General features: G+C 53.2%; 19 protein-coding genes and 1 pseudogene. 12 read left to right on the top strand and 8 right to left on the bottom strand.

The window, feature by feature from the left end:
• Window positions 1–303: 303 nt before the first annotated feature.
• The gene (locus tag OJ965_RS00370) at window positions 304–567 is read left to right on the top strand and encodes a hypothetical protein (RefSeq protein ID WP_265135425.1); all 264 of its coding nucleotides are present in this window, start codon (window positions 304–306) and stop codon (window positions 565–567) included.
• Here OJ965_RS00370 and OJ965_RS00365 read toward each other — a convergent pair.
• Together OJ965_RS00365 and OJ965_RS00360 are read right to left on the bottom strand one after the other, a co-directional pair.
• Window positions 552–713, bottom strand: a complete 162-nt coding sequence (locus tag OJ965_RS00365; RefSeq protein WP_265135606.1) for a hypothetical protein — start codon at window positions 711–713, stop codon at window positions 552–554. The two genes, OJ965_RS00370 and OJ965_RS00365, sit on opposite strands and share 16 nt — an antisense overlap.
• A 313-nt stretch (window positions 714–1,026) precedes the next feature.
• Window positions 1,027–2,102: pseudogene (locus tag OJ965_RS00360) on the bottom strand (replication endonuclease); the annotation flags it as partial.
• A gap of 185 nt (window positions 2,103–2,287) precedes the next feature.
• Between OJ965_RS00360 and OJ965_RS00355 the strand changes: the two are divergent.
• Window positions 2,288–2,551, top strand: a complete 264-nt coding sequence (locus OJ965_RS00355) for a hypothetical protein (RefSeq protein ID WP_265135424.1) — start codon at window positions 2,288–2,290, stop codon at window positions 2,549–2,551.
• 181 nt (window positions 2,552–2,732) lie between these two features.
• Here the strand turns inward: OJ965_RS00355 and OJ965_RS00350 are convergent, their stop codons facing one another.
• A complete protein-coding gene (locus OJ965_RS00350) occupies window positions 2,733–3,983 on the bottom strand; it encodes an MFS transporter (protein WP_265135423.1) in 1,251 nt (416 codons plus the stop codon).
• Between the two features lie 316 nt (window positions 3,984–4,299).
• On the opposite strand from OJ965_RS00350, the gene OJ965_RS00345 reads away from it, so the two are divergent.
• From OJ965_RS00345 to OJ965_RS00325, 5 genes are all read left to right on the top strand, one after another.
• The gene (locus OJ965_RS00345; RefSeq protein ID WP_265135422.1) at window positions 4,300–4,725 is read left to right on the top strand and encodes a VOC family protein; all 426 of its coding nucleotides are present in this window, start codon (window positions 4,300–4,302) and stop codon (window positions 4,723–4,725) included.
• A gap of 498 nt (window positions 4,726–5,223) precedes the next feature.
• Window positions 5,224–9,255, top strand: coding sequence for an Ig-like domain-containing protein (locus OJ965_RS00340; protein ID WP_265135421.1), 4,032 nt, complete (start codon window positions 5,224–5,226; stop codon window positions 9,253–9,255).
• A 404-nt stretch (window positions 9,256–9,659) separates the two neighbouring features.
• A complete protein-coding gene (locus OJ965_RS00335; protein WP_265135420.1) occupies window positions 9,660–10,364 on the top strand; it encodes a gluconate 2-dehydrogenase subunit 3 family protein in 705 nt (234 codons plus the stop codon).
• Entirely contained in the window at window positions 10,361–12,136 is a 1,776-nt protein-coding gene (locus OJ965_RS00330) for a GMC family oxidoreductase (protein WP_265135419.1), read from the top strand. Before OJ965_RS00335 ends, OJ965_RS00330 begins: the two co-directional genes overlap by 4 nt.
• A gap of 12 nt (window positions 12,137–12,148) precedes the next feature.
• On the top strand, window positions 12,149–13,447 hold the full coding sequence (locus tag OJ965_RS00325) for a c-type cytochrome (protein ID WP_265135418.1): 1,299 nt from the start codon (window positions 12,149–12,151) through the stop codon (window positions 13,445–13,447).
• A 132-nt stretch (window positions 13,448–13,579) separates the two neighbouring features.
• On the opposite strand, the gene OJ965_RS00320 is transcribed toward OJ965_RS00325, so the two are convergent.
• Genes OJ965_RS00320 through OJ965_RS00305 form a run of 4 tightly spaced genes read right to left on the bottom strand, consistent with a single transcriptional unit; the run spans window position 13,580 to window position 17,029 of the window.
• A complete protein-coding gene (locus tag OJ965_RS00320) occupies window positions 13,580–14,440 on the bottom strand; it encodes a metal ABC transporter permease (protein ID WP_058957274.1) in 861 nt (286 codons plus the stop codon).
• A complete protein-coding gene (gene sitC / locus OJ965_RS00315; protein ID WP_046102811.1) occupies window positions 14,440–15,300 on the bottom strand; it encodes an iron/manganese ABC transporter permease subunit SitC in 861 nt (286 codons plus the stop codon). Before sitC ends, OJ965_RS00320 begins: the two co-directional genes overlap by 1 nt.
• 2 nt (window positions 15,301–15,302) lie before the next feature.
• The gene (locus tag OJ965_RS00310) at window positions 15,303–16,118 is read right to left on the bottom strand and encodes a manganese/iron ABC transporter ATP-binding protein (protein ID WP_265135417.1); all 816 of its coding nucleotides are present in this window, start codon (window positions 16,116–16,118) and stop codon (window positions 15,303–15,305) included.
• Window positions 16,115–17,029, bottom strand: coding sequence for a metal ABC transporter substrate-binding protein (locus OJ965_RS00305; protein ID WP_265135416.1), 915 nt, complete (start codon window positions 17,027–17,029; stop codon window positions 16,115–16,117). The genes OJ965_RS00310 and OJ965_RS00305 overlap by 4 nt, the downstream gene beginning before the upstream one ends.
• A 458-nt stretch (window positions 17,030–17,487) precedes the next feature.
• On the opposite strand from OJ965_RS00305, the gene OJ965_RS00300 reads away from it, so the two are divergent.
• From OJ965_RS00300 to OJ965_RS00285, 4 genes are all read left to right on the top strand, one after another.
• A complete protein-coding gene (locus tag OJ965_RS00300; protein ID WP_009092773.1) occupies window positions 17,488–17,781 on the top strand; it encodes a hypothetical protein in 294 nt (97 codons plus the stop codon).
• 245 nt (window positions 17,782–18,026) lie between these two features.
• The gene (gene ycgZ, locus OJ965_RS00295; RefSeq protein WP_009092772.1) at window positions 18,027–18,272 is read left to right on the top strand and encodes a regulatory protein YcgZ; all 246 of its coding nucleotides are present in this window, start codon (window positions 18,027–18,029) and stop codon (window positions 18,270–18,272) included.
• Between the two features lie 176 nt (window positions 18,273–18,448).
• Window positions 18,449–18,745 (top strand): hypothetical protein, encoded by a 297-nt coding sequence (locus tag OJ965_RS00290; RefSeq protein WP_046102816.1) that lies wholly within the window; start codon window positions 18,449–18,451, stop codon window positions 18,743–18,745.
• Window positions 18,746–18,907: 162 nt separating this feature from the next.
• Entirely contained in the window at window positions 18,908–19,162 is a 255-nt protein-coding gene (locus OJ965_RS00285) for a biofilm/acid-resistance regulator YmgB/AriR (protein ID WP_009092770.1), read from the top strand.
• A gap of 431 nt (window positions 19,163–19,593) precedes the next feature.
• Here OJ965_RS00285 and OJ965_RS00280 read toward each other — a convergent pair whose 3' ends face one another.
• Window positions 19,594–19,788, bottom strand: coding sequence for a hypothetical protein (locus tag OJ965_RS00280; RefSeq protein ID WP_009092769.1), 195 nt, complete (start codon window positions 19,786–19,788; stop codon window positions 19,594–19,596).
• Window positions 19,789–20,155: 367 nt separating this feature from the next.
• Here OJ965_RS00280 and OJ965_RS00275 point away from each other — a divergent pair, with 367 nt between their 5' ends.
• Window positions 20,156–21,172: a substrate-binding domain-containing protein gene (locus OJ965_RS00275; RefSeq protein ID WP_140029295.1), complete on the top strand. Its 1,017-nt coding sequence runs from the start codon at window positions 20,156–20,158 to the stop codon at window positions 21,170–21,172.
• Window positions 21,173–21,174 lie beyond the last annotated feature (2 nt).

Raw genomic sequence — 21,174 nt, 5'->3', positions numbered from 1 at the left:
GTGCTATCCCCGCCACGCCTGCCCGCTTTGTACATCGCTTTTCATGCAGTTGCATACACATAGAAAAACAGCGCCGCTACTGGCCCTGCGGGGTGTCTGAGTGCCTCAGAAGTTAATGCAGAGCCATGCACGTTATGCATGCATGGCTCTTTTACAGATCAGATAGCGTGAAATCTGGAGGGCGAAGCGCTTTCAAATTTGAGCTGTTGCAAGTAAATAATACCTTCATGAAGTGAACCGGTCGCGGCAAATCGATCATGAAAACGAAATCATACGTCCTGCGAGCCAGAAGCCTCCGCCCGCATGTTTAGGCCGCTGGAAGAAAACCCAACCGCCGGAATGAAAGCATTCGAGGTCATCGCCCCGGTAAACTATCTGGTAATTGGCGTCACTTCCCACCATTTATTAACGCCTCGCAATACTCGTTGTTTAACCGTGCCAGCTGTTATCTTTCCAGAAGTTCAAGTGCAGAAGATTCAGCCTACGCCAGTCTTCATCAAAATTTACACCGGTCATTTCAATTTTGGTGTAACTGCCCTGCCGCACCATCTCTATTCAGTAGAATAAAAAATCACCTCATCAGCATCCTGACGAGTTTCTGAGTATGTCAATTCGGCAATAATGGTGAGTGCCAGTTTCAGCTCAGACGGCTTACAGTTAGCAATGAGTGAAACCTCTTCTATAAACTGCACGCACGCCATTTTTTTATGCATCTGGCTTGATTCCTGAGCCGCCACCCCCATTTTAACTGTGTATTCATACAGTATAGCAGCATTTACAAGGAGATGAAGAAAAATGTCCATGCCAGATAACATTTTTATCTGACTGATAATAAAGAACTTTCGTTGTGTAACTGAGCAGTGTGCGCAAAACCGCAGCATATAATATTTAAACTATCAGCCGTTTTAATAACGTTAACTTTCGCCCATCAATGTTTGCTTTTGAACGTTGCTTTTCCACTAAACGCCTAAATCGCTCTAGTACGAAAGTCCTTTTCGGTTCCAGTATTGGGTGGGCAGTTCGCCATCAGGCAGGCTGCGGATAAAAATGACCGCCAATTTTTGTCTGCATGCCGCCAATCAGTCGCATAGGCAGGCCGCAACTGATGGTTTCACCGCTTAAATCTCTCACCTGGCCTATTAGTTTTTCGCACGCAGCTTCGGTTTTATCCGGCCGCCTCAGCTTTATATGCCTCCTTTCTGGCTTTTCCGCCCTGATGCGGCTTAAAAGCCGCCGCCGTTCCTTCCTGCTCATCCCGTCTAAGTCGATTTTTTTCGAAACTCTCCGGCGGGTTCGAATCCTTTTATCTCAAACCTCCCGTACAGTTATTGACAGAACTCGAACTCCGATAGGACGCGGACGCGTCCTTAAATTCAAAACCCAATTCAACGGCACGCTTCGGCACAATCTTCCACTGAGCCAGGCGAGTTAAGATCGGGGTGTCGTCGCCTACTTCAGTTGCATATACTCCCTTGATGCGCACGGTTTCCTCGCCGCACTCGTTCACGTCCTCGCTTGCCTGATACCAGGTGCGCACGGCCAGATCGTCGCGGCGCACGAACGGCCCGCCCTGCGCGTTAACGTATCCGGCCCAGTCTCCTGCGTCAGCGGTGTCATGCGCGGCCGCAAACTCAACGCTCAGGCCGTGCGCGGTTTCGCTGTCTGCCATGCGTCGCAGCTCGCAGTAAACCGTGACCGGCGCACCGCCCACAAAATGGAATTGCCGGATGTGCCAGCCTGCTGCCCAGGCAGAAACGGCCGAGGCGGTTTGCTTCAGGTCTTTGCCGCTTTCGTCGCTCGTTTCGCTGTCCAGGGCGTAGCCGTCGATATTTTTGGAAATGTACTTAGCGACGTAGCCTGTCGCGCTGCCCTTCTACGGATCGATAGCCTCGGCGTGAAAGCGGGCCTTGTCGCTTGTCAGCTCGCCGCTACCTTCCTTACAGGCGTAGTCACTCATCATCTCGCGCGCGCTCAGCCTGCTCCAGGCGCATGAAGATGAGCATGTGCCAGTGAGGGGTCGCATCATGATGAAGCTCAGCAACGCGGATCCTGAAAATGCGGATTTCTTCACAGTGCAGCCTGGCGCGGATTTTCTGCCAGACGCTGAAAATTCAAAAATAAAATTGCTGTCAGGATCTCTTCTACAGCCTTCCCGAACCCGAATCCCTGTGCATAACCGCAATAGGGTTCTCAATTTACACCAGGTCTCATCCTTGCTATATCTTATCTCAAATCAACGGGCACCCTGTCCTCTCAGTCAGACCATGCGTTTATAGGGGGTATCGAAATGAATCAGACCCACTCCGTTCCGGAAATTTATAATCCTGATGTGCCGTACACAGTGAAGTGCGAGATCGTGACCCAGTTGTGCCGGGCACTGGCTGCCCATAAAAACATGACCCCGGACGATCTGAGGAAGTATCTTCTGGATAAGCTTCATGTGGATTTCGAAAATCTGGATGATAATCCGGTAGGAATGCTGCTCTTATACGAGTACCTCTATTCTCAGCGTCCCCCGGCCTGTGCCGAAGTGAAAGGAAACCTCCACTAAGAATAACCTCTGGCGGGGAATTTATTTACCGCACCACCCCGCCTGCGAACGCCCCTGTCAGCAATAAAAAACCTCACCCGATGCCGAACGTGGTCGGTTATTTCACTCTGATCAGAAGATACTGCCCCAGTGCGCTTTTGCATAACCCAGGGACCGCGCGGGCCGCCGACGCCTGTTGAGATCACTCCGTCAGACGCGCCAGCATTTTGCCTCTGTAAGTATAAATAATCGCGCATATCAGCAGGCTAAGCAAAGCCGTGCAGATAAAGACACCCGCGCCGGTTGTCGCCAGCATTACCCCACCGATTAACGGCCCGACAGAAATTCCCAGAGACGACAGCATTGAGGCACCCAGATAAGCCCCCCGATGCGCTGCCGGTGCCAGTTGATCAAGCAGGATGTTCAGGTTCGGCATCAGGATCGCTTCTCCGACACTGAACACACAGGTCACTGTCAGCCAGAGCCAGATCTCCGTCGAACGCGTACAAAAAAAGCAGATTTGCGAAAGTGCGAAAATTAATCCGCCCAGAAGAATGCGTTTTGGCAGGGAAACGGGTGCCAGAAACCGCATGATAAACGTCTGAAAGAGCAGCACGGTGCAGGCATTCGTCACCAGTATCAGAGTTACCAGTTTTATGGCGGCATCCCCATCCAGTAAAAGGAGATACTGGGGCAGGATGGCTTCGTAATGGATGAATACAATACTGCACAAAATGCTGCACAGCAGCGCGGCAATATAGATTTTGTCCCTGGCAATAATACGTACGACCTGATGCAGTTTTAACGAAACCTCACTGGCAGCCTGTGACGCTTTCAGCAATTTGCCCGCAGGCACAAATAGCAGGACGTAAACGAAAAAAGGGATATACGACAAACTCGTAATCAGGAATGTGCCCTTCTGAGAGGTAAGCCCGAACGCAATTCCGGTCAGCGGACCAAATACCGCGGCGACGTTGATAAGGTAGTAGCGCATTTGCAGGGCAAGCGCTCTGCGGCGGCGGTCCACCAGCAAATCACTCATGAGTGCACGCAGAGGAGGGTCAACCCAGGCAAAGGAAATGCCGATGATCATCAGGCCAATGAAAAACAGCCCGATGCCGGCGGCCTGAGCAAGAATGATATAGCCCAGTGCAGAAAAACCACAGCCCATGAGGAGAATGACGCGTCGACCCAGCCTGTCTGAGATCTGCCCGCCATACATACCCAGCACCACTGAAAACAGTGCGCTGCTGGTCATCGCCACGCCAATCGTAATCGGTGACATATGATAATGCTGTGCCATGATCACGGAGATAAAAGGCCAGGCCATGAAATAGCTGAAGCGGATGACCAGCGTAAAAAAGAGCAGCGCATGAACTGTTGCCGGAAAAGATTTCAGCGTCTGAATTAATCCTGGCGCCGCGCCCTCCTCTGCGACGGGTTTAGTTGTCATAAATCTCCTTATTCTGTTTTATGGATGCATCCCGCGCGCAGCAGCGCATAAGTGATTAAATAGTAATAAAATTATTTCACATGTCGTGCAATACAAATGTTAAAGAAAGGTTTTATTCGCCATCTTATAAAGCAAAGACTCTTTATCTGAGAGCAATGTAAGGGAATGCGCAAAGCAGATAACAGAAAGCCGACATTACTGCTGATATCAGGTCAGCCCTCACCCCAAACCGTTAACAGGCATATCAGGGGAAATTATTGATTGCTACTCTGAAAGGTAAAAGGTCTGCTCACAACCGGTAACAGGAGGCAAGAAAATGCTGGCTTATATCACGACAGGAACCAATAACTTTCAGCGCTCCGTTGACTTCTATAACGCTCTGTTTGACGTCCTGGGCTATGAACGGCAGCCTGCCTGGACAGAAGGCTGGGCAATGTGGGGGAAAGGAAATAATCCGGATGAAGGATTCAGCTTCTGCCTCTGTCTTCCCTTTGACGGTCAGCCCGCAACGGCGGGAAACGGAACAATGTTCGCTTTCAGCGCCGATAATGCCGACATTGTCAGACGGTTTCATGCCGCTGGCCTCCTTGCGGGAGGAAAGGATGAAGGCGAGCCAGGAACACGAACCGCGTACGGACCCGATTTCTATGTTGCCTATCTGCGCGATCCTGACGGACATAAGCTGGCATGCGTTTATCAGCACTATTCTCCTGAAAAAGATAACCCTACAGCGGAAGAATAGTCACAGGACGGATAAGATTTTATGGTTTTAACGTCCGGGAAATTCAGCCGTGAAATGAAAAGCTTCCGGCTAATTTTTCAAAGAATATTTAAACCACCCTGAAGCATTAACGCAAAACGGGAAAATTCCAGACTTTCCCTAATAGCCACGCATGCAGACGGGGATTAGTTTATCTCTACCCAGCGTCAACCGTTCACGTTTTTAATGACGAGAAGTCGTTAAAGTCTATAAAGCTTAAATGAGCCGACGCCCGACCTCTTGCAATGAGTGGTGCTATTTTATCTTGCCAGCAGATAAATTCTCTCTTCCAAACGGAATAGTTAATCTGGCTCTGATTTTAACCCTTATCCTTGCTGCGGATGATGTCTGATCCGTTGAGTACCGGGCCCGGCTCTATAACTTTATTGGGCGCTGGCCGTTGCGTGCCTGAAATAAATAAAGTCGCGCTTTATTTTAAAGGCACCGCCTACTCACAACCTGGTATATACGGAGATTTCCATGGCATTTTCAGGCACGGGCCGCGTCACGGTTGTTTCGCTGACAAACGGTCAGACACTGTCTCAGTTTAATGCAGACAAATTACACTCTGTTCTGAATGAACCCGCGATTATTACGCTTCAGGGCCCGCCGTCTCAGGTTTCCTCTTATCAGAAACAGGGGCAGGACCTCATTCTCAACCTGCAGGAAAACGACTCGCTTCGCTATCAGAACTTCTTCACTGATTTTGCAGGCCAGCAGAGTACGCTGCGTTTTCAGGAGGGAAATTTACTGCATCAGGCGCGATTTGGCCGGGATTTCACAGCCGATACGCAGAGTGTCGCCACGCTTACGCCAGAGTGGCATTCTTCTGACCATGCGAAATCCTTAACGCCCCTCCCGACCCAGCCTGTGGCAGAGTCTGAGTTCGCTTTATCAACGGTGAAAACCACAGAAAGCCTCTACCTGGCTCCGACAGATCCGCCGTTGAACGGTGCAACTGTCACTCCGGAGGTTAGCAGCAGCGAAAAAAACGCCACCTTAACGCTGGCGCCCGCTGCTGAAACTTCCACTTTAAGCGCGCCCGCTGCGTCTGACGACGTGAAGGCAACCCCTGCCGCGATTCCGTTACCGGCGCTGACACTGGATCCCGTTACCGGCGACAATGCAGTGAGTTACCAGGAGGGGATCTACGGCATTCTCTTCACCGGCACCGCCGCGCACCTTGCCTCCGGCACTCCGATTGAACTGACGCTGGACGGCAGAACCTGGCAGGGCAGTGTCTATCAGGATAAGTGGCAGGTTCAGCTTTCTGACAGCGACGTCAGGACTATCCAGGACGGCAACCACCTTATAAAAGTCAGCGCAACAGACCCGGAGGGTAACAGTACCAGCCTTAGTCAGAATCTGCTGCTGATCACCCACTACAATGGCAGCAATCCAAAAGTCACCGTTAATAACATCACACTGGCGGATGCGGTACAGCATGACGGAGACACCTGGTATCTCCTTAGCGGCACCCTGGAAACATCTCTGCCGCTCAAAACCTTTGCGGTGCAGGTTGATGATACCTTCCACTGGAATTATGCGGTGATCCAGCCGGATGGCAGCTGGCGGGCGGAAATCAGCGCGTCGGAGCTTTCTCAGGGTGGCAATAGCCTGTCGTTTGGCGTGCTGGATGGTGCGGGAAACTGGTTTGAACAGAGTGGTTATGTCACAGCCGACCTCACCACGCCGGTTGAGGGCGGGGGTGGCGTTCCGCCGATCACCGACGACAATCCAGCGGATGGCGGCAATACTCCACCAGCCGACGGTGGCACGCCGGTTCCGCCCGTGAGTGCCCCGCCATCTTTAACCATTAACAGCTTTACCGGTGACGGCGTATTAAGCGCCGAAGAGAAACTCACATCACAAACGTTCAGCGGCACCACAGAAAATCTTGCCGCAGAGAGCACGCTGACCATTATGCTGAATGGTCAGTCCTATACGACAACCCTGGCAGCGGATGGCAGCTGGAGCGTCATCCTGCCGGCTGCCGATCTGCAGGCACTGCCGGTCGGATCTAACCGCATCAGCGTCACCTTTGAAAACAGCGCTGGCGGTACGACTACCGCCAGCAAAGCGATCACCGTCGAGCCGTCAGTTCCGCCGTCTGATGCAACCCCGCCACAGCCGACCATCGACACGCCGTTTGGCGATGGACTGATGAACGCCAGTGAGCGCTTTGAGCCCATAACGCTGAGCGGCTCTACCGGCGTGACCGGGGCGGGCCAGAAGATCACCCTGGACGTGGATGGGGTTAACTATGCGGGCACCGTGGACAGCCTGGGCAACTGGTCAGTCTCGCTTTCTGCCCTCCAGCTGGCAGACGCAGAGTTAGCAGAGGGGAACCATACCATCACGGTGACCGCTACCGATCGCTGGGGCCAGTATGGAACCAGTGAGGCAACCTTTATTACCGATACGCAGGATCCGCTTGTCAGGATTGATCCGCTGGCCGGGGATGGAGTGATCGATAGTCAGGAAATCAACAGCGCGCTGGTGATCGCCGGGAGCAGTGAGGCGGGCAGCACGATTGAGGTTACCTTTGGCGCCCTGCACTGGAGTGGCATCGTCGATCAGAACGGTCAATGGCAGTTCCCGGTGCCTGCAGAAACGCTGCAGGGGATGGAGGAAGGCAGTTACTCTGTCGTGGCCAAAGCAACCGATGAAGCGGGTAACAGCCGCTCTGCCTCAGCAGGCGTGCAAATCTATGCGTCTGATGCGTTACCGCAGCTGACGCTGGATCCGGTCACCGGCGACAATGCGGTGAGTTATCAGGAGGGGATGTACGGCATTATCTTCTCCGGTACGGCTGCCCATCTCCCCTCCGGTACCCCGGTTGAACTGATCCTGGACGGCAGAACCTGGCAGGGCAGCGTCTATCAGGATAAGTGGCAGGTTCAGCTCTCTGACAGCGACGTCAGGACTATCCAGGACGGGAACTACCTCATTAACGTCAGCGCAACGGATCAGAATGGTAACAGTACCAGCCTCAGCCAGGATCTGCTGCTGATTACGCATTACAACAGCAGCAACCCAAAGGTGACGGTCAACGACATCACTCAGGCAAATCAGACAGAGCATGACGGTGAGACCTGGTACGTCATCAGCGGCACGCTTGAAGCGCCGCTGCCGCTCCAGACCTTTGCGGTACAGGTTGATGATACCTTTCACTGGAATTATGCGGTGATCCAGCCTGATGGCAGCTGGCGGGCAGAAATCAGCGCGTCGGAGCTCTCTCAGGGCGGCAACAGCCTGTCGTTTGGCGTGCTGGATGGCGCGGGAAACTGGTTTGAACAGGGTGGCTACGTCACGGTCGACCTGACTTCACCGGTCAGTGACAACAGCGGCGACCCGGTGCCGTCCGTGCCCGATAATCCCACCGACGGCGGCAGTACCCCGCCCGTGGTGGATCACCCCGGCGAGCCTGATCCTGTCATTGATACCCCATTTGGTGACGGCTGGCTCAATCGTGCAGAGAAAAAAGAGGGCGCAACGCTGACCGGCACTACTGGCGCAACCGGTAGTGGTCAGACGGTCACCGTGATGACTGGCGGCAAACATCACCTTGCTGAGGTAAGTGACGATGGCCACTGGAACCTGTCCCTGACGCCGGAGACAATGAAAAAAGGGTTCGGTCATGGTCAGCACGACATTGTCGTGACCGCGACTGACGCAACAGGCCACACGGCTACGATAACCACGACCTATCAGGCAGATGCCTGCGCACCCAGGATCGCTTTTACCCATCTGACAGAAGGACATAAAATCGATCTTAATGCTGGCAGCCTGCAGCAGCGGATATCTGGCACAGGTGAAGCGGGCGATATCGTCACAGTCAGCCTGGGTGACCACCAGTGGCAAACCACCGTCACCAGCAAAGGCAAATGGACCGTTCAGCCTGAGGCGCTGAATGCGCACACCGCTGAACCGGGCGAGTATATGCTAACCGCAAGCATTCGCGATGCGGCAGGTAATGTTAATCACGTTTCGCACGTCGTCGAGCTTTATACCTCCGATCCACAGCCAGCACTTGCGCGCGCGATGGATAGCACTTCCTTTCATCACAACAGTGATGGCCTTAGCGATACACCAGAGACACAAAGCGGTGAAACGCCCTCGCCTTCTCTGTTAAATCTGCTTACCCATCTGGACAGCGTTACCGGTCACGACACCCTGATGCCGAATGGCTCGCACGAGGCGCTGGACTTTGCCTCGCTCGGGCTGTCAGTCAGCAATAGCGGGATCATCGACCTGAATGCCTTCAGCAGCAACAGCGTTACGCCGGAGCAAAAAGAGCAGTTACCGCTGACTGGCGATACCCGTGAGTTGATGACGATAAAAGAGGCAGAGGGCAATGCGGTCACGCTGAGTACCACTGAAGGCGGTGTCTGGAGTGAGGATGGGCAGCGCAACATTGAAGGCCATCAATACGATCTTTATCACACCCCCTCTGCCAGCCATGAGGGTTCGCTGGCTGATCTCCTCATTCAGCATAATCTGTACGCTTAACTGATCTGATCCAGCAGGCCAGGGTGGATTTTCTGCCCTGGCCTTTTGCTGTCAGGCGGCTGGTGGTGTTGTGAAAAATCACGCCTGCCGTCAAGCCTCCGCAACAAAATGACAACATTAATAACAAAAAAACATCTTTGTTAAACTTGTGTATAACAAAACTCACCTGTTTCACTAGGCGAAACGGTGTTTTACTGGATAAAATCAATGGAAACAGCAGGGATTCATTTTTATGTCCGCCAGGAAGGCTCAGACACAATCTGAAGTTGATGATTGCACAACAAAAATTACGCAACGTTATTAATTATGTCCTTTTTCAGATAAGGGCGAGCAAAGGAAACGGGTACAGAAAGGAATATCTCTGTGCTCAGGAAGAATCGGGTTAAATTTTAAAAGAGCGCCAGATGAAGTCATCCAGACGATCATTTCTTCGGAAAACATTTTCACTCATTCCCATTGCCGCGGTCGCGGGAACAACAGCAGTCAGCGCGGTCGCATCGGCCAAAGAAAAAGGGGAAACGTTTCATTACGTCCCGGTATTTTTTAATAACGACGAGTGGCGGTTCATTTTAGCGGCTACCGACCTGCTGATCCCTGAGGATGAGTTCGGCCCCGGTGCGGTAAGTGAAGGTGTCCCGGTCTACATCGACAGACAGATGGAACTCCCCTACGGTCATGGCTACCTCTGGTATATGAGCCCCCCTTTCCAGGAGTCGATTCCGGAAATGGGCTACCAGACTAATCTGGTGCCGCGTGATATTTACCGCAGAGGGATCGCCAGCCTGAATAAATATTGCCGCGATAATCTTCGGCATAATTTTGCCGATTTAGCCAGAGACAAACAGGAAGCCATTTTACATGACCTGGATGCCGGCAAATTAAGCCTCGACGCTCTCTCCGGAAAACTCTTTTTCTCTCAGTTATTACAAAACACCAAAGAGGGCTATTTAGCCGATCCCGTGCATGGCGGTAATCAGACCATGGCATCCTGGAAACTGATCGGTTTTCCGGGCGCACGCGCGGATTTTATTCAGGTGATGGAGAATCCGGACAAACCTTATCCCTTAGGCCCGGTCAGTATTTCTGGTAAGTATGGTGCATTAAAATGACAATTAAAAAAGAACCGGTTGATGTAGTCATTGTTGGCTTTGGCTGGGCGGGCTCGCTGATGGCGATGGAACTGGCGTCAACGGGATTGAAGATTGTCGCGCTTGAACGGGGTGAGCAACGGGACACTTATCCTGATTTCGCCTATCCGCGCATCGTTGATGAGTTAACCTACGGCGTAAGACTTAAACTCTTTCAGAACATCTCAAAAGAGAGTGTCACGGTCAGGCATACCACTAAAGATACGGCTCTGCCCTATCGCCGTATGGGCTCTTTCCTGCCGGGCGATGGTGTCGGCGGAGCGGGCGTTCACTGGAATGGGTTATTGTGGCGTCCTCTGGAAGCCGATCTCAGACTGAAAACGGTCGTCACTGAGAAATATGGTGCCAGCTTTATTCCGGGAGATATGACCCTGCAGGATTACCCTTTCACCTACAGTGAAATGGAACCCTATTTCGATAAGTTTGAGCGGATCTGCGGGGCTTCAGGCCAGGCCGGAAATCTTAATGGAGAGCGCATTGACGGCGGTAACCCGTTCGAAGCGCAGCGTGCGAATCCTTTCCCGACCAAACCGCTGCTTTATCAGTACTCCGCCATGCTGTTTGAAAAAACTGCGAAAGAGATGGGATATAACCCCTTCCCCGGCCCGGCGGCGATATGCACCGAAGCCTACACCAACCCCTATGGTGTCGCACTGGGCGTCTGCAACTATTGCGGTTTTTGTGAAAAATTTGGCTGCTACAACTATTCAAAAGCGTCACCGCAGACCACGATTATTCCGGCGCTCAGGCAGTACGACAACTTTGAGCTGCGCTGTAAATCGCATGTGTTACGCGTCAACAAAGACAGTTCGGGCAAACTGGCCACCGGCGTCACCTATATCGATGAAAATGGCCGTGAGGTCGAGCAGCCCGCGTCCGTTGTCATTCTCAGTGCCTTCCAGCTCCATAACGTCCGGCTGCTTTTGCTCTCTAAGATTGGCCAACCCTACAATCCGGAAACCGGCGAAGGCGTGGTTGGAAAAAATTATGCCTATCAGATGCTGGGTGGCGCCAAACTCTTCTTCAATGAAAAGACGTGGTTTAACCACTTTGCCGCTACCGGTGCCTCAGGGGCCTATATAGACAATTACAACAGTGAAAACTTCGATCACCCCGGAGTGGGCTTTATCGGCGGCAGCACCGTCTCTGGCCATGTGACCGGTGGCCGGCCGATTGAACAGACGGTCACGCCAAAGAGCGCGCCCAAGTGGGGAACCGGCTGGAAAAAGGCCATCCGGGACAGCTATTTACACAATATGAGCATTGGCGTCAGCTCCTCCGTCATGCCCTATAAACAGTGCTACCTCGACCTCGATCCGACCTACAAAGATGGTTACGGACTGCCGCTGTTAAGGATGACCTTTGACTGGCAGCAGAATGAACTCAGGATGACCCAGTTCATGGCGGGCAAAACGGAAAATATCGTCAAAGCGATCGGACCTGACTCTTACGATATGGGGTTCAAGTCCCTCTCTGCCCACTACGACGTTCGCCCTTATCAGTCCACTCACACCACAGGCGGCGCCATCATGGGAGACAGCCCGGCGACCAGCGTGGTGAATAAATATCTTCAGTGCTGGGACGTTTCCAACGTTTTCGTGGCCGGCGCAAGCTGCTTCCCGCAAAACCATGCCTATAACCCAACCGGAATCGTCGGCGCGACCACGCTCTTTTCAGCGAACGCCATAAAAACGATCTACCTGAAGAACCCCGGCCCGATGGTTCAGGCTTAAAGGAATAAGACGATGAAGATAACCTGTGTAAAGTTACTGCCCTTATTAACTTTATTGTTTAGCTTCGCCTCTGCTGCGGAAGAGACTGCGCCGGATAACATCAGCAAGGGGAAATATATTGCTACAGCGGGCGACTGCGTTGCCTGTCACTCCATTGCGGGCAGGGCGAGCTTTACCGGGGGGCTGAAGATGTCGACGCCAATTGGCGCGATCTACTCAACCAATATCACCCCCGATAAAGAAACCGGCATCGGTGACTATTCCTACGACGATTTTGCCAAGGCCTTACGCGAGGGCATTGCGAAAGATGGACGTCATCTTTATCCGGCGATGCCCTACACGGCCTATGCCAAAATCAATGATGAGGATATGCATGCCTTATATGACTATATGCTGCATGGCGTTCAACCCGTCCACCAGCAGAACATAAAAAGCGACATTCCCTGGCCGCTGAATATGCGCTGGCCTCTGGCCATATGGAACAGCGTTTTTCACGACGATAAGGTTTACGCGCCTGACACCACGAAAAGCGACGCGTGGAACCGGGGTGCCTACCTTGTTCAGGGATTGGGTCACTGTGGCACCTGTCATACCCCGCGCGGCATTGCTTTTCAGGAGAAAGCGCTGGATCAGCAGGGGAAAAGTTATCTGACCGGCGGAACACTGGAAGGCTGGCACGCGCCCGACCTGACGGGAAGTGTTAAGTCGGGGCTGGGCGGCTGGTCGAAGGAGGATATCGCGCTATTCCTGAGAACAGGTCGCACCAACACCTCGGCTGCTTTTGGTTCGATGACCGACGTGATTGAGCACAGTACGCAATACTGGAGCCAGTCCGATCTCAATGCGGTCGCAACCTATCTGAAATCAATCGGGTCATCGGCGTCTGAAACGCCTCCTGCACCCCGCAAAGATGCGACAACCGCCGCACTCATCAGGGGCGATGTCAGCATGCCGGGTTCCAGACTCTATATGGATAACTGTTCTGGTTGCCACCGCCTTGATGGCAGGGGGTATGCAAAAACCTTCCCTTCCCTTGCCGGTAACTCTGCGGTCCTGAGTGATGACCCTTCGTCGGTTATCAGCATTGTGCTGCGAGGAGGCAAAATGGCGGTTACAAAGGATGCGGTAACCGGGCTGGCGATGCCAGATTTTGCCTGGCGTCTCAGCGACCAGGAGGTGGCTGACCTGGTGACGTTTGTCCGCAATAGCTGGGGTAATCAGGCACCACCGGTGAAAGCGGAACAGGTCGAAAAACTACGCAAAGAGTTGCCCGAACCGTCAAAGTCCACCCCTGAAAACCGGAATCAGTAAGCAGCAATAAAAAACGTCGCGTCCCCTCCGGGCGCGACGTTTTTGTTTACAGGCACCTGCACTGATCTGCTGCCGTCTGCAACCGACAACGCTCCCGAACAGATTCGCCCCCGGATGTTGGCCGGTTCAGCATCAGCCCGTTTCCGCATCGCTGCCGTGATGATGACCTTTAAGACGCTCGCGCTGCCGTGTTTTTCGGCCTGTCACGACCATCGCCACGATAAATACCGCGGCAAACAGCACCACAATGGTCGGCGCGGGGGCGCTGTCGATGAAGAACGAGAGATAAACCCCGCTCAGCGACACCAGCACGGATACCCCGGTTGCCACCAGCAGGGCATGTGAAAAGCGCCGGGTCAGCAGAATCGCGATCGCGCCGGGCGCAATCAACAGTGAGATCGACAGAATAATCCCCACCGCTTTCAGGGTAGCGACAATGGTCAGCGAGACCATACACAGTAAGCCGTAATGCAGCCAGCGCGCGGGCAGACCGCTTACCTGTGCCTGCTGCGGGTCGAAGCTGAACAGCATAAAATCGCGCCATTTCACCACAATCACCAGCACGATAAGCACGGCGATAATCAGCGTCTGAATGAGGTCCGCTCTGTTAATACCGAGCATGTCCCCGAACAGAATATGGTCGAGATGCACTTCTGGTTTCACCGCGACATAAAGAATCAGCCCCACCGCAAACATGCCTGAGAACACAATCCCCAGCACCGTATCCTGCTTTATACGACTGTTATCCTGCAAAAAGCCGCTGGCGACGGCACAGAACAGCCCCGCCACAAACGCGCCTGCCGCCAGCGGTGCCCCCACCATCCAGGCCAGCACAATGCCGGGAAAGACCGCATGACTCATGGCATCGCCCATCAGCGCCCAGCCTTTCAGCACCAGAAACACCGACAGCAACGCACAGGGTATAGACACCACCAGCGCGATGAGCAGCGCATTGTTCATAAATGCGAACTGAAAAGGTTCAGCTATCCACATCAGCCTGCCTCCTTTTTAGCCTGATGCCGGCCACGGCGCCGGTTAGCCAGCAGACCATGTCGCGGTGCAAAGATGAATGCCAGCAGAAAGAGCAGCGTCTGGGCGACCACAATGATGCCGCCCGTCGCGCCATCCAGGTAGTAACTCGCCCATGCGCCGAGAAAACTGGTAAGGCTGCCAATTGCCACCGCAATAACCAGCAGACGCGGGAAGCGGTCGGTCAGCAGCCAGGCCGTTGCCCCCGGCGTCACCACCAGACAGATCACCAGAAACGCGCCGACCGTCTGCAGTGCCGCCACGGTTGAGACCGCCAGCAGGATAAAGAAAAGGATTTTCAGCCGTTCAGGCTGCAGACCAATCGCCCGGGCGTGCTGCTCATCAAAGAAGGTCACCATCAGATCCTTCCATTTAACCAGCAGAACCGCGATCGAGATGCCGCCAATCAGCGCCAGCTGCAGGATATCCGCAGGCGCAATGGCCAGAATATTGCCCAGCACAATGGTCTGAATGTTTACCGCTGTCGGGTTGAGCGACACCATAAACAGGCCAAGACCAAAAAAGGAGGAGAAGATCAGACCGATGATCGCATCCTCCTTCAGGCGGGTGCGCTGATTCAGCAACAGCATGCTGCCCGCCGCCAGGCCACCGGAGAGAAACGCCCCCAGTGCGAAGGGCAGGCCCAGCATATAGGCGCCCGCCACGCCCGGGACGATGGAGTGCGACAGCGCATCACCGATCAGCGACCAGCCTTTCAGCATCAGATAACAGGAGAGAAAAGCGCAGAGTCCCCCGACCATGGCGGAGACCCACATCGCATTGAGCATATAGTGGTAACTGAAGGGCTCCAGCAACAGTTCCATGGTCAGCGCACCTCCTGGTGTGCACCGCGCGGCGCAATAAAGGGACGCTCATCGTCGGTGATGATCTGATCATCCAGCCCTTTCACCATAACGTGACGCAGCACGCCGCTGAATGCGCGTTCGAGGTTAGCCGCCGTGAACGTCGTCTCCGTCGGGCCGCTGGCCAGAATGGTGCCTTTTACCATCACGGTGTAGTCGCAGAATGCGGTCACCGACCCCAGATTATGCGTGGAAACCAGCATGGTCTTACCTTCATCGCGCAGTTCGCCCAGCAGGCTGATGATTCTGGCCTCGGTCTGAACATCCACGCCGGTAAAAGGCTCGTCCAGAAGGATCACACTGCCCTGCTGGGCAATAGCGCGCGCCAGAAAGACCCGCTTCTTCTGGCCACCGGAAAGTTCACCAATCTGGCGATGCCGGTATTCGAGCATATCCACCCGCGCCAGCGCCTCCGTCACACTCTGCCGGTCGTGCGCTTTGGGGCGACGCAGCAGACCCATATGACCGTAACGCCCCATCATCACCACATCCTCTACCAGCACCGGAAAAGACCAGTCCACCTCTTCCGACTGCGGCACATAGGCCACCAGACTCTGACGCAGCGCCTGGCGGGTAGGCATGCCCAGAATCGAGATGCTGCCGCTGGCGAGCCGGACAAATCCCATCAGCGCTTTAAACAGGGTGGATTTCCCCGAGCCATTCACACCCACCAGCGCCGCAATCGATCCACCCGGCACGCTGAAGCTGGCATTCCGCAGCGCGGTATGGCCGTTGCGCCAGGTGACGGTAACATCGGACACCACGATAGTCTCTTTCATTGCGCGGACTCCCCGGCTTTAAGGCCCTTCACCAGCGTCTCCGTCGTCACGCTGAGCAGATCCAGATAGGTTGGCACCGGCCCCTGAGCCTGACTCAGGGAGTCAACGTAAAGCACCCCACCATAATGTGCGCCGGTTTCTCTGGCGACCTGACGGGCAGGCTTGTCGGAGACGGTACTCTCACTGAACACTGCGGGGATGCCCTGCTTCCTGACCTGGTCGATCACTTTTCTGACCTGCTGCGGCGTCCCCTGCTGGTCAGAATTGACCGGCCACAGGTAGAGCTCTTTCATCCCCAGATCGCGAGCCAGGTAAGAAAAGGCCCCTTCGCTGGTCACCATCCAGCGTTTGTTCTCCGGGATCCCGGCTATCTGCTGGCGCAGAGGCGCGATCGCAGCACTGATTTTCTGCTTGTAGGCGTCGGCATTCTGGCGATAGGTTTCCGCGTTCGCCGGATCATATTTCACCAGCGCATCGCGAATGTTATCGACGTAAATCAGCGCATTGTCCGGTGACATCCAGGCGTGTGGATTCGGTTTACCGTTATAAGGCCCCTCGCCGATCCCGATTGGCGTGATGCCGGCAGAAACAATCACCTCCGGCACCCCCTCCAGGTGCTGATAAAACCGCTCAAACCAGCGCTCCAGATTGAGGCCGTTCGCCATGATGAGCTGTGCGCCCTGCGCGCGTTTTATATCGCCCGGGGTGGGCTGATACTCATGTATCTCAGCCCCCGGTTTAGTGATTGAGGTCACCTCCGCAGCCTCACCCGCCACGTTCTTCGCCATATCCGCGATGACAGTGAACGTCGTCACGACCTTAAATTTTTCTGCAGCATTACTGCTGGTGGCCATCAGTGTGGTCAGCAGCGCACTCAGTAATATCGCGGTGATTTTTTTGAATGGGGCCATACGGCACTCTCCGGAGGTGGTGAAAAACAGAACACAAATAGCCTGAGCTATTTTTTATAGCACAGGCTATACCTGTGCGAAAGCTCACCTGTGTGAAGTTTCTTCAGCGGCGGGTGCCAGATGTGAAGTTATGTAAATATCATGATTAAGATAATGAAACACAATGCTTTATTTCTGCACCCCGGGGTCAGTCAGTGAGAATGACGCGGGCAGAAAACAGGCTGTTTATGCCGTTTCGCTTTAAATGGAGAGCGGGATAAGCGAATCGGCAAAAATAAGTTGATTCGGAATAGGCGATTCAGCCGGATATCGCCCGTCATGACACGAGCGTCAGAACGCTTTATCCGTTCAGGAAATGGACAATTAATATTATCTTATCGATAGGCTGAATTGATTAAGTTTCTTAATTTTTTTTGCTACAGTTAAAGTTACTTACCGCAATCACCCAGGAGGATATTGTGTATTTTTCCAGCGATGAAAAAGCAAATGTCATCATTGGCGAAGCTGCAATGAACCTGTTTACTGCCGGTCAGGAAGTCAACGTTGAACTGCTGATAAATGAGCTACAGGTCATGGCTAACTCGGAAGTTAATGAGATTCGCCTTGAAAAACTGAAATGTGCGCGTCAGTGGCTGATGGGCTTTAAAACCATCGGTTCGCGCGGCAATGCCCCGGCAAACTGGCTTTCCCGATCGTTCGGTAAAGAGTCAGCCATTCCCGCCCCGGCGGATGACATCGTCATTAAACACTGAGCATAGTACTTATCTCCCTGCCGGCCTGCTTGTACAGGTCGGAGCGTCCGGGGGTGATATCGATACAAAATTCTGGTACAATTTTTACCTCGCCTGACATCCTCGTAACATGCTGTTTTAAAAGCGATAGCATTTTTTGCACAAAAAAAATAACGCTAAAAATTCAAAATCCTGTACAAGTTTTGGAAAGGTGTATAATTTGCATATCCAGAGCGTGGCATTTTTAATCACTCGAGGACATCAACATGCGTCAGAACGGTCAAAGCCCGGAAACGATCAGCGATATTGCCCGTTACTTCAATCAGGCCAGCTCACCTTCCCAACAGGAGACACTGGGATCGGTTGTCGTTGAAATTCTGCGCGCAGGTCAAAGTCTCAGTCGCAAAGCGATCTGTAGCAAGCTTCTGCGTCGCCTCGAGTTCGCCGCCACACCAGAACAAGAGAATCATTTGCATGAATTGATCGCGATGCTTTTTCGCCGCGAAGATTAATGCCCTACCACGGCCCGCAGAGTAACTCAGGACGTCTGCTTTCAGCCCTCGTTCAGGAAGATTCAGTTTAGTTAAGAAGCCCAGCACTGCCTCCCCGTATCAGGTGCCCGCAATCGCACCTCCTGACGGATACGGGCCCGCAGCATGGCCATTGATTCGTAATCAGAGAAGCCAGTATGTACAGAAGTGAAGACGAGAAACTGACAGATGTCATGATCGGCGAAGCCGTTCTGACATTACTCAAGTCAGACAAACCGGTATCCAGCAATGCCCTGATCGCACAGCTTGAAGTGATGGCCGCTGCTGCCAATGATGATGCTGCGAAGGTTTCGATTATTCGCAAAGCTATCATTGAAGTCCGTAACGGTATGGTTGCAGCACGCAAACGTGTGAAGAGTGACGTTACCGAACGTGAAAATACTGCACATCGTATGAACAGTGACGGGCCGCCTGACGGCTCCAAAAAACACTGATTGAAAAATGTTGCGTATTTGATGTGCGCGGCTGACTTTAAGCGAAGCGGCAGCCACATTAAAAAAATTTTAGGCCGGCTGGGCAAAACGAAAACAGCGTCTACACTCGTTTTTGACTTCAACCATTGCGTCTGACTCCTTTTCTTTAGAGAAAGAATAACCATGCAACACTCTTCAACAGATTCATCCATCATTGAGTATTTCCGTAGTGAAGGCGATCTGCTTGCTCAGGAAACTGAACTGCTGGGCGCAATCATTCGCGACATTGTGGCTGACCAGGGACGCGTAACAAATAAAGCCATCATCCTCTATCTGATTGCAGAGCTGGAATGCACTTCTGACGTAGTCAGGGGTGATGTGTTGCGTAAGACACTGGAAATTGTGGTAGGCCGCACACCTGACGATGCGGGCATCTGACAGGCGGCCCTGCGCTGCATCGGTAGCGCAGGGTATCTCATTCTCCCCCATCGCTGATTATTGATTATTCCTGGCTTTTCATTATTACTCCCTTTGACGGCATGTCAGAGCGGATGACTTTATGAAAATACAATTGATATTAATTATCGTATCGCTTTCACCTATCCTGTGAAGCCGGTAAGGCAGAATGAATGATTATGAGCGCTGCAAATATAATGATGCAGAGAACAGGTAGCCTGAAATAGAGCCTCTCTGCGGCAAAAGTTACCGCAGCGTGATAATCAGATATCTAATAACAGGTGAGAATGGTCAGACTGCCCTTTCAGATTAATCGCTGAATACTTTGCCGGATATTTTCAGGCCAGGTAAAGGTGGCGGGGTCAGAATAGAAATGAGGCTGGAGATGGCACCCCTGACTGGTGCCATCAGCCTTAATGCATTTTGCGGGTAAAGAAGCTTATTGCTTCCAGACACAGTGCTTTCAGCCGGCTGTCACGCGTCTCTTCGCTCAGGCGAAACAGCGCGTCCGTGATGTCGTGAAAATTAACCGGCTCTCCCGCCTTGATTAAATCACTGACTACCGCGCCAACCAGTGCACGGATCTCGCTATCGTTGTCGTACTTCACACGACCTCCCAACGGTGTATGAATGTACAGTCTATCATTAGCGAGAACTAAAAAACAAAAAAGCCGTTACAGCGGAAATATAAGCGAAGCGGCAGAGTGTCTATTATTTAGCCAACATCAGAAACCTCCCGGCCATTATTTCCGGCTAAGATAACAACGGCGTTTTGAATAGCAAAGGCGGCACAAGGGTTAGCGCTTTGCTTATATTCAGGCGATAAAGCCCTGGCTGAACAGCTTATTTACACGTTTCCGGCTTATTCATTTCCCTGCCAGCCTGCACCACCTCTCATACTTCAACATAACCCATTCGGGTAATATCATGCAGTATGATAAAACAGACTTTATTCTCCGGCTAACGGGCGGGCACATGGCAAAATTCACCCTGAAACAGATCGCTGCCCAGTCGGGACTGAGTCTGGCAACCATCGATCGCGCGCTGCATCAGCGCGGCAACGTGCATGCCCGCACAGAACACCGCATTCAGCAGGCAATAGCCGACCTGGAACTGATGCACAAAGCGGGACTCGCCAGAGGACGGACGATCTATTTTGACGTCATCATGCATACCCCTGACCGGTTCCAGCCTTTGATCCGTGAGGCTCTCAGCAGCCAGATCGCCAGCTTTGCCGCGTTTAAACTTCAGCTGCGTTTTCACCTCGGGGCAAATCTCACAACAGAGGGGATTAACGCGCTGCTGAATAAGAATGCGCTTCACAGTCACGGGGTCATTCTTAAAGCCGCCTGCGCTGAAGCGCTCTACCCTACCCTTGAAGCCCTGCTGAAACAGCGTGTGCCGGTGGTCACCATGATGAGCGATCTGCCCGGCAGCGCGCGCCTGCGCTACATCGGTATGGATAATTTTGATGCCGGAAAGGTGGCGGCCTTTCTGATGTCAAAATGGCTGCGGGTGACCCGTTCGCACATCCTGGCAGTGACCGGCAGCCATGACTTCATCGGCGAAAGGGAGCGAATCGACGGTTTTCAGCGTGCAATAGCGCAGTTTGCTCCTCAGCATCAGGTGAGCGTGGTCGCTGGCGGATATGGGATTGATGACCGGATGCATCAGTCGGTGACGCGCTTTTTGCAGCAGCATCCGGATGCAGATGCGGTCTATACCGTGGGCGGCGGGAATCCCGGCATACTGCGCGCTTTTGCCGGAGAGAAGCGCACGCTGAACGCCTTCATCGGGCACGATCTTGATCGCGAGAACTGTGCGCTACTGCATCAGGGTAAAATCGATGCCCTGATCGAGCATAATTTACAGCTCGATGCGCTGCACGCCTTCAGAACCCTGCTGGCGTTTCATGGATTCCTGCCGGCATCTGAGCCACCCGCGCCCTACTCCAGAATCAACATCATCACCCGTTACAACATGACGGCCTGAAA

The organism is Pantoea anthophila (assembly GCF_026104315.1).
Lineage (GTDB): Bacteria > Pseudomonadota > Gammaproteobacteria > Enterobacterales > Enterobacteriaceae > Pantoea > Pantoea anthophila.
This window is presented reverse-complemented; position numbering and strand designations above follow the sequence as displayed.

Coding starts and splice junctions, on each gene's coding strand:
- OJ965_RS00370 (WP_265135425.1), top strand. CDS start 304: ATGTTTAGGCCGCTGGAAGAAAACCCAACCGCCGGAATGAAAGCATTC.
- OJ965_RS00365 (WP_265135606.1), bottom strand. CDS start 713: ATGCATAAAAAAATGGCGTGCGTGCAGTTTATAGAAGAGGTTTCACTC.
- OJ965_RS00355 (WP_265135424.1), top strand. CDS start 2,288: ATGAATCAGACCCACTCCGTTCCGGAAATTTATAATCCTGATGTGCCG.
- OJ965_RS00350 (WP_265135423.1), bottom strand. CDS start 3,983: ATGACAACTAAACCCGTCGCAGAGGAGGGCGCGGCGCCAGGATTAATT.
- OJ965_RS00345 (WP_265135422.1), top strand. CDS start 4,300: ATGCTGGCTTATATCACGACAGGAACCAATAACTTTCAGCGCTCCGTT.
- OJ965_RS00340 (WP_265135421.1), top strand. CDS start 5,224: ATGGCATTTTCAGGCACGGGCCGCGTCACGGTTGTTTCGCTGACAAAC.
- OJ965_RS00335 (WP_265135420.1), top strand. CDS start 9,660: ATGAAGTCATCCAGACGATCATTTCTTCGGAAAACATTTTCACTCATT.
- OJ965_RS00330 (WP_265135419.1), top strand. CDS start 10,361: ATGACAATTAAAAAAGAACCGGTTGATGTAGTCATTGTTGGCTTTGGC.
- OJ965_RS00325 (WP_265135418.1), top strand. CDS start 12,149: ATGAAGATAACCTGTGTAAAGTTACTGCCCTTATTAACTTTATTGTTT.
- OJ965_RS00320 (WP_058957274.1), bottom strand. CDS start 14,440: ATGTGGATAGCTGAACCTTTTCAGTTCGCATTTATGAACAATGCGCTG.
- sitC (WP_046102811.1), bottom strand. CDS start 15,300: ATGGAACTGTTGCTGGAGCCCTTCAGTTACCACTATATGCTCAATGCG.
- OJ965_RS00310 (WP_265135417.1), bottom strand. CDS start 16,118: ATGAAAGAGACTATCGTGGTGTCCGATGTTACCGTCACCTGGCGCAAC.
- OJ965_RS00305 (WP_265135416.1), bottom strand. CDS start 17,029: ATGGCCCCATTCAAAAAAATCACCGCGATATTACTGAGTGCGCTGCTG.
- ycgZ (WP_009092772.1), top strand. CDS start 18,027: ATGCGTCAGAACGGTCAAAGCCCGGAAACGATCAGCGATATTGCCCGT.
- OJ965_RS00290 (WP_046102816.1), top strand. CDS start 18,449: ATGTACAGAAGTGAAGACGAGAAACTGACAGATGTCATGATCGGCGAA.
- OJ965_RS00285 (WP_009092770.1), top strand. CDS start 18,908: ATGCAACACTCTTCAACAGATTCATCCATCATTGAGTATTTCCGTAGT.
- OJ965_RS00275 (WP_140029295.1), top strand. CDS start 20,156: ATGGCAAAATTCACCCTGAAACAGATCGCTGCCCAGTCGGGACTGAGT.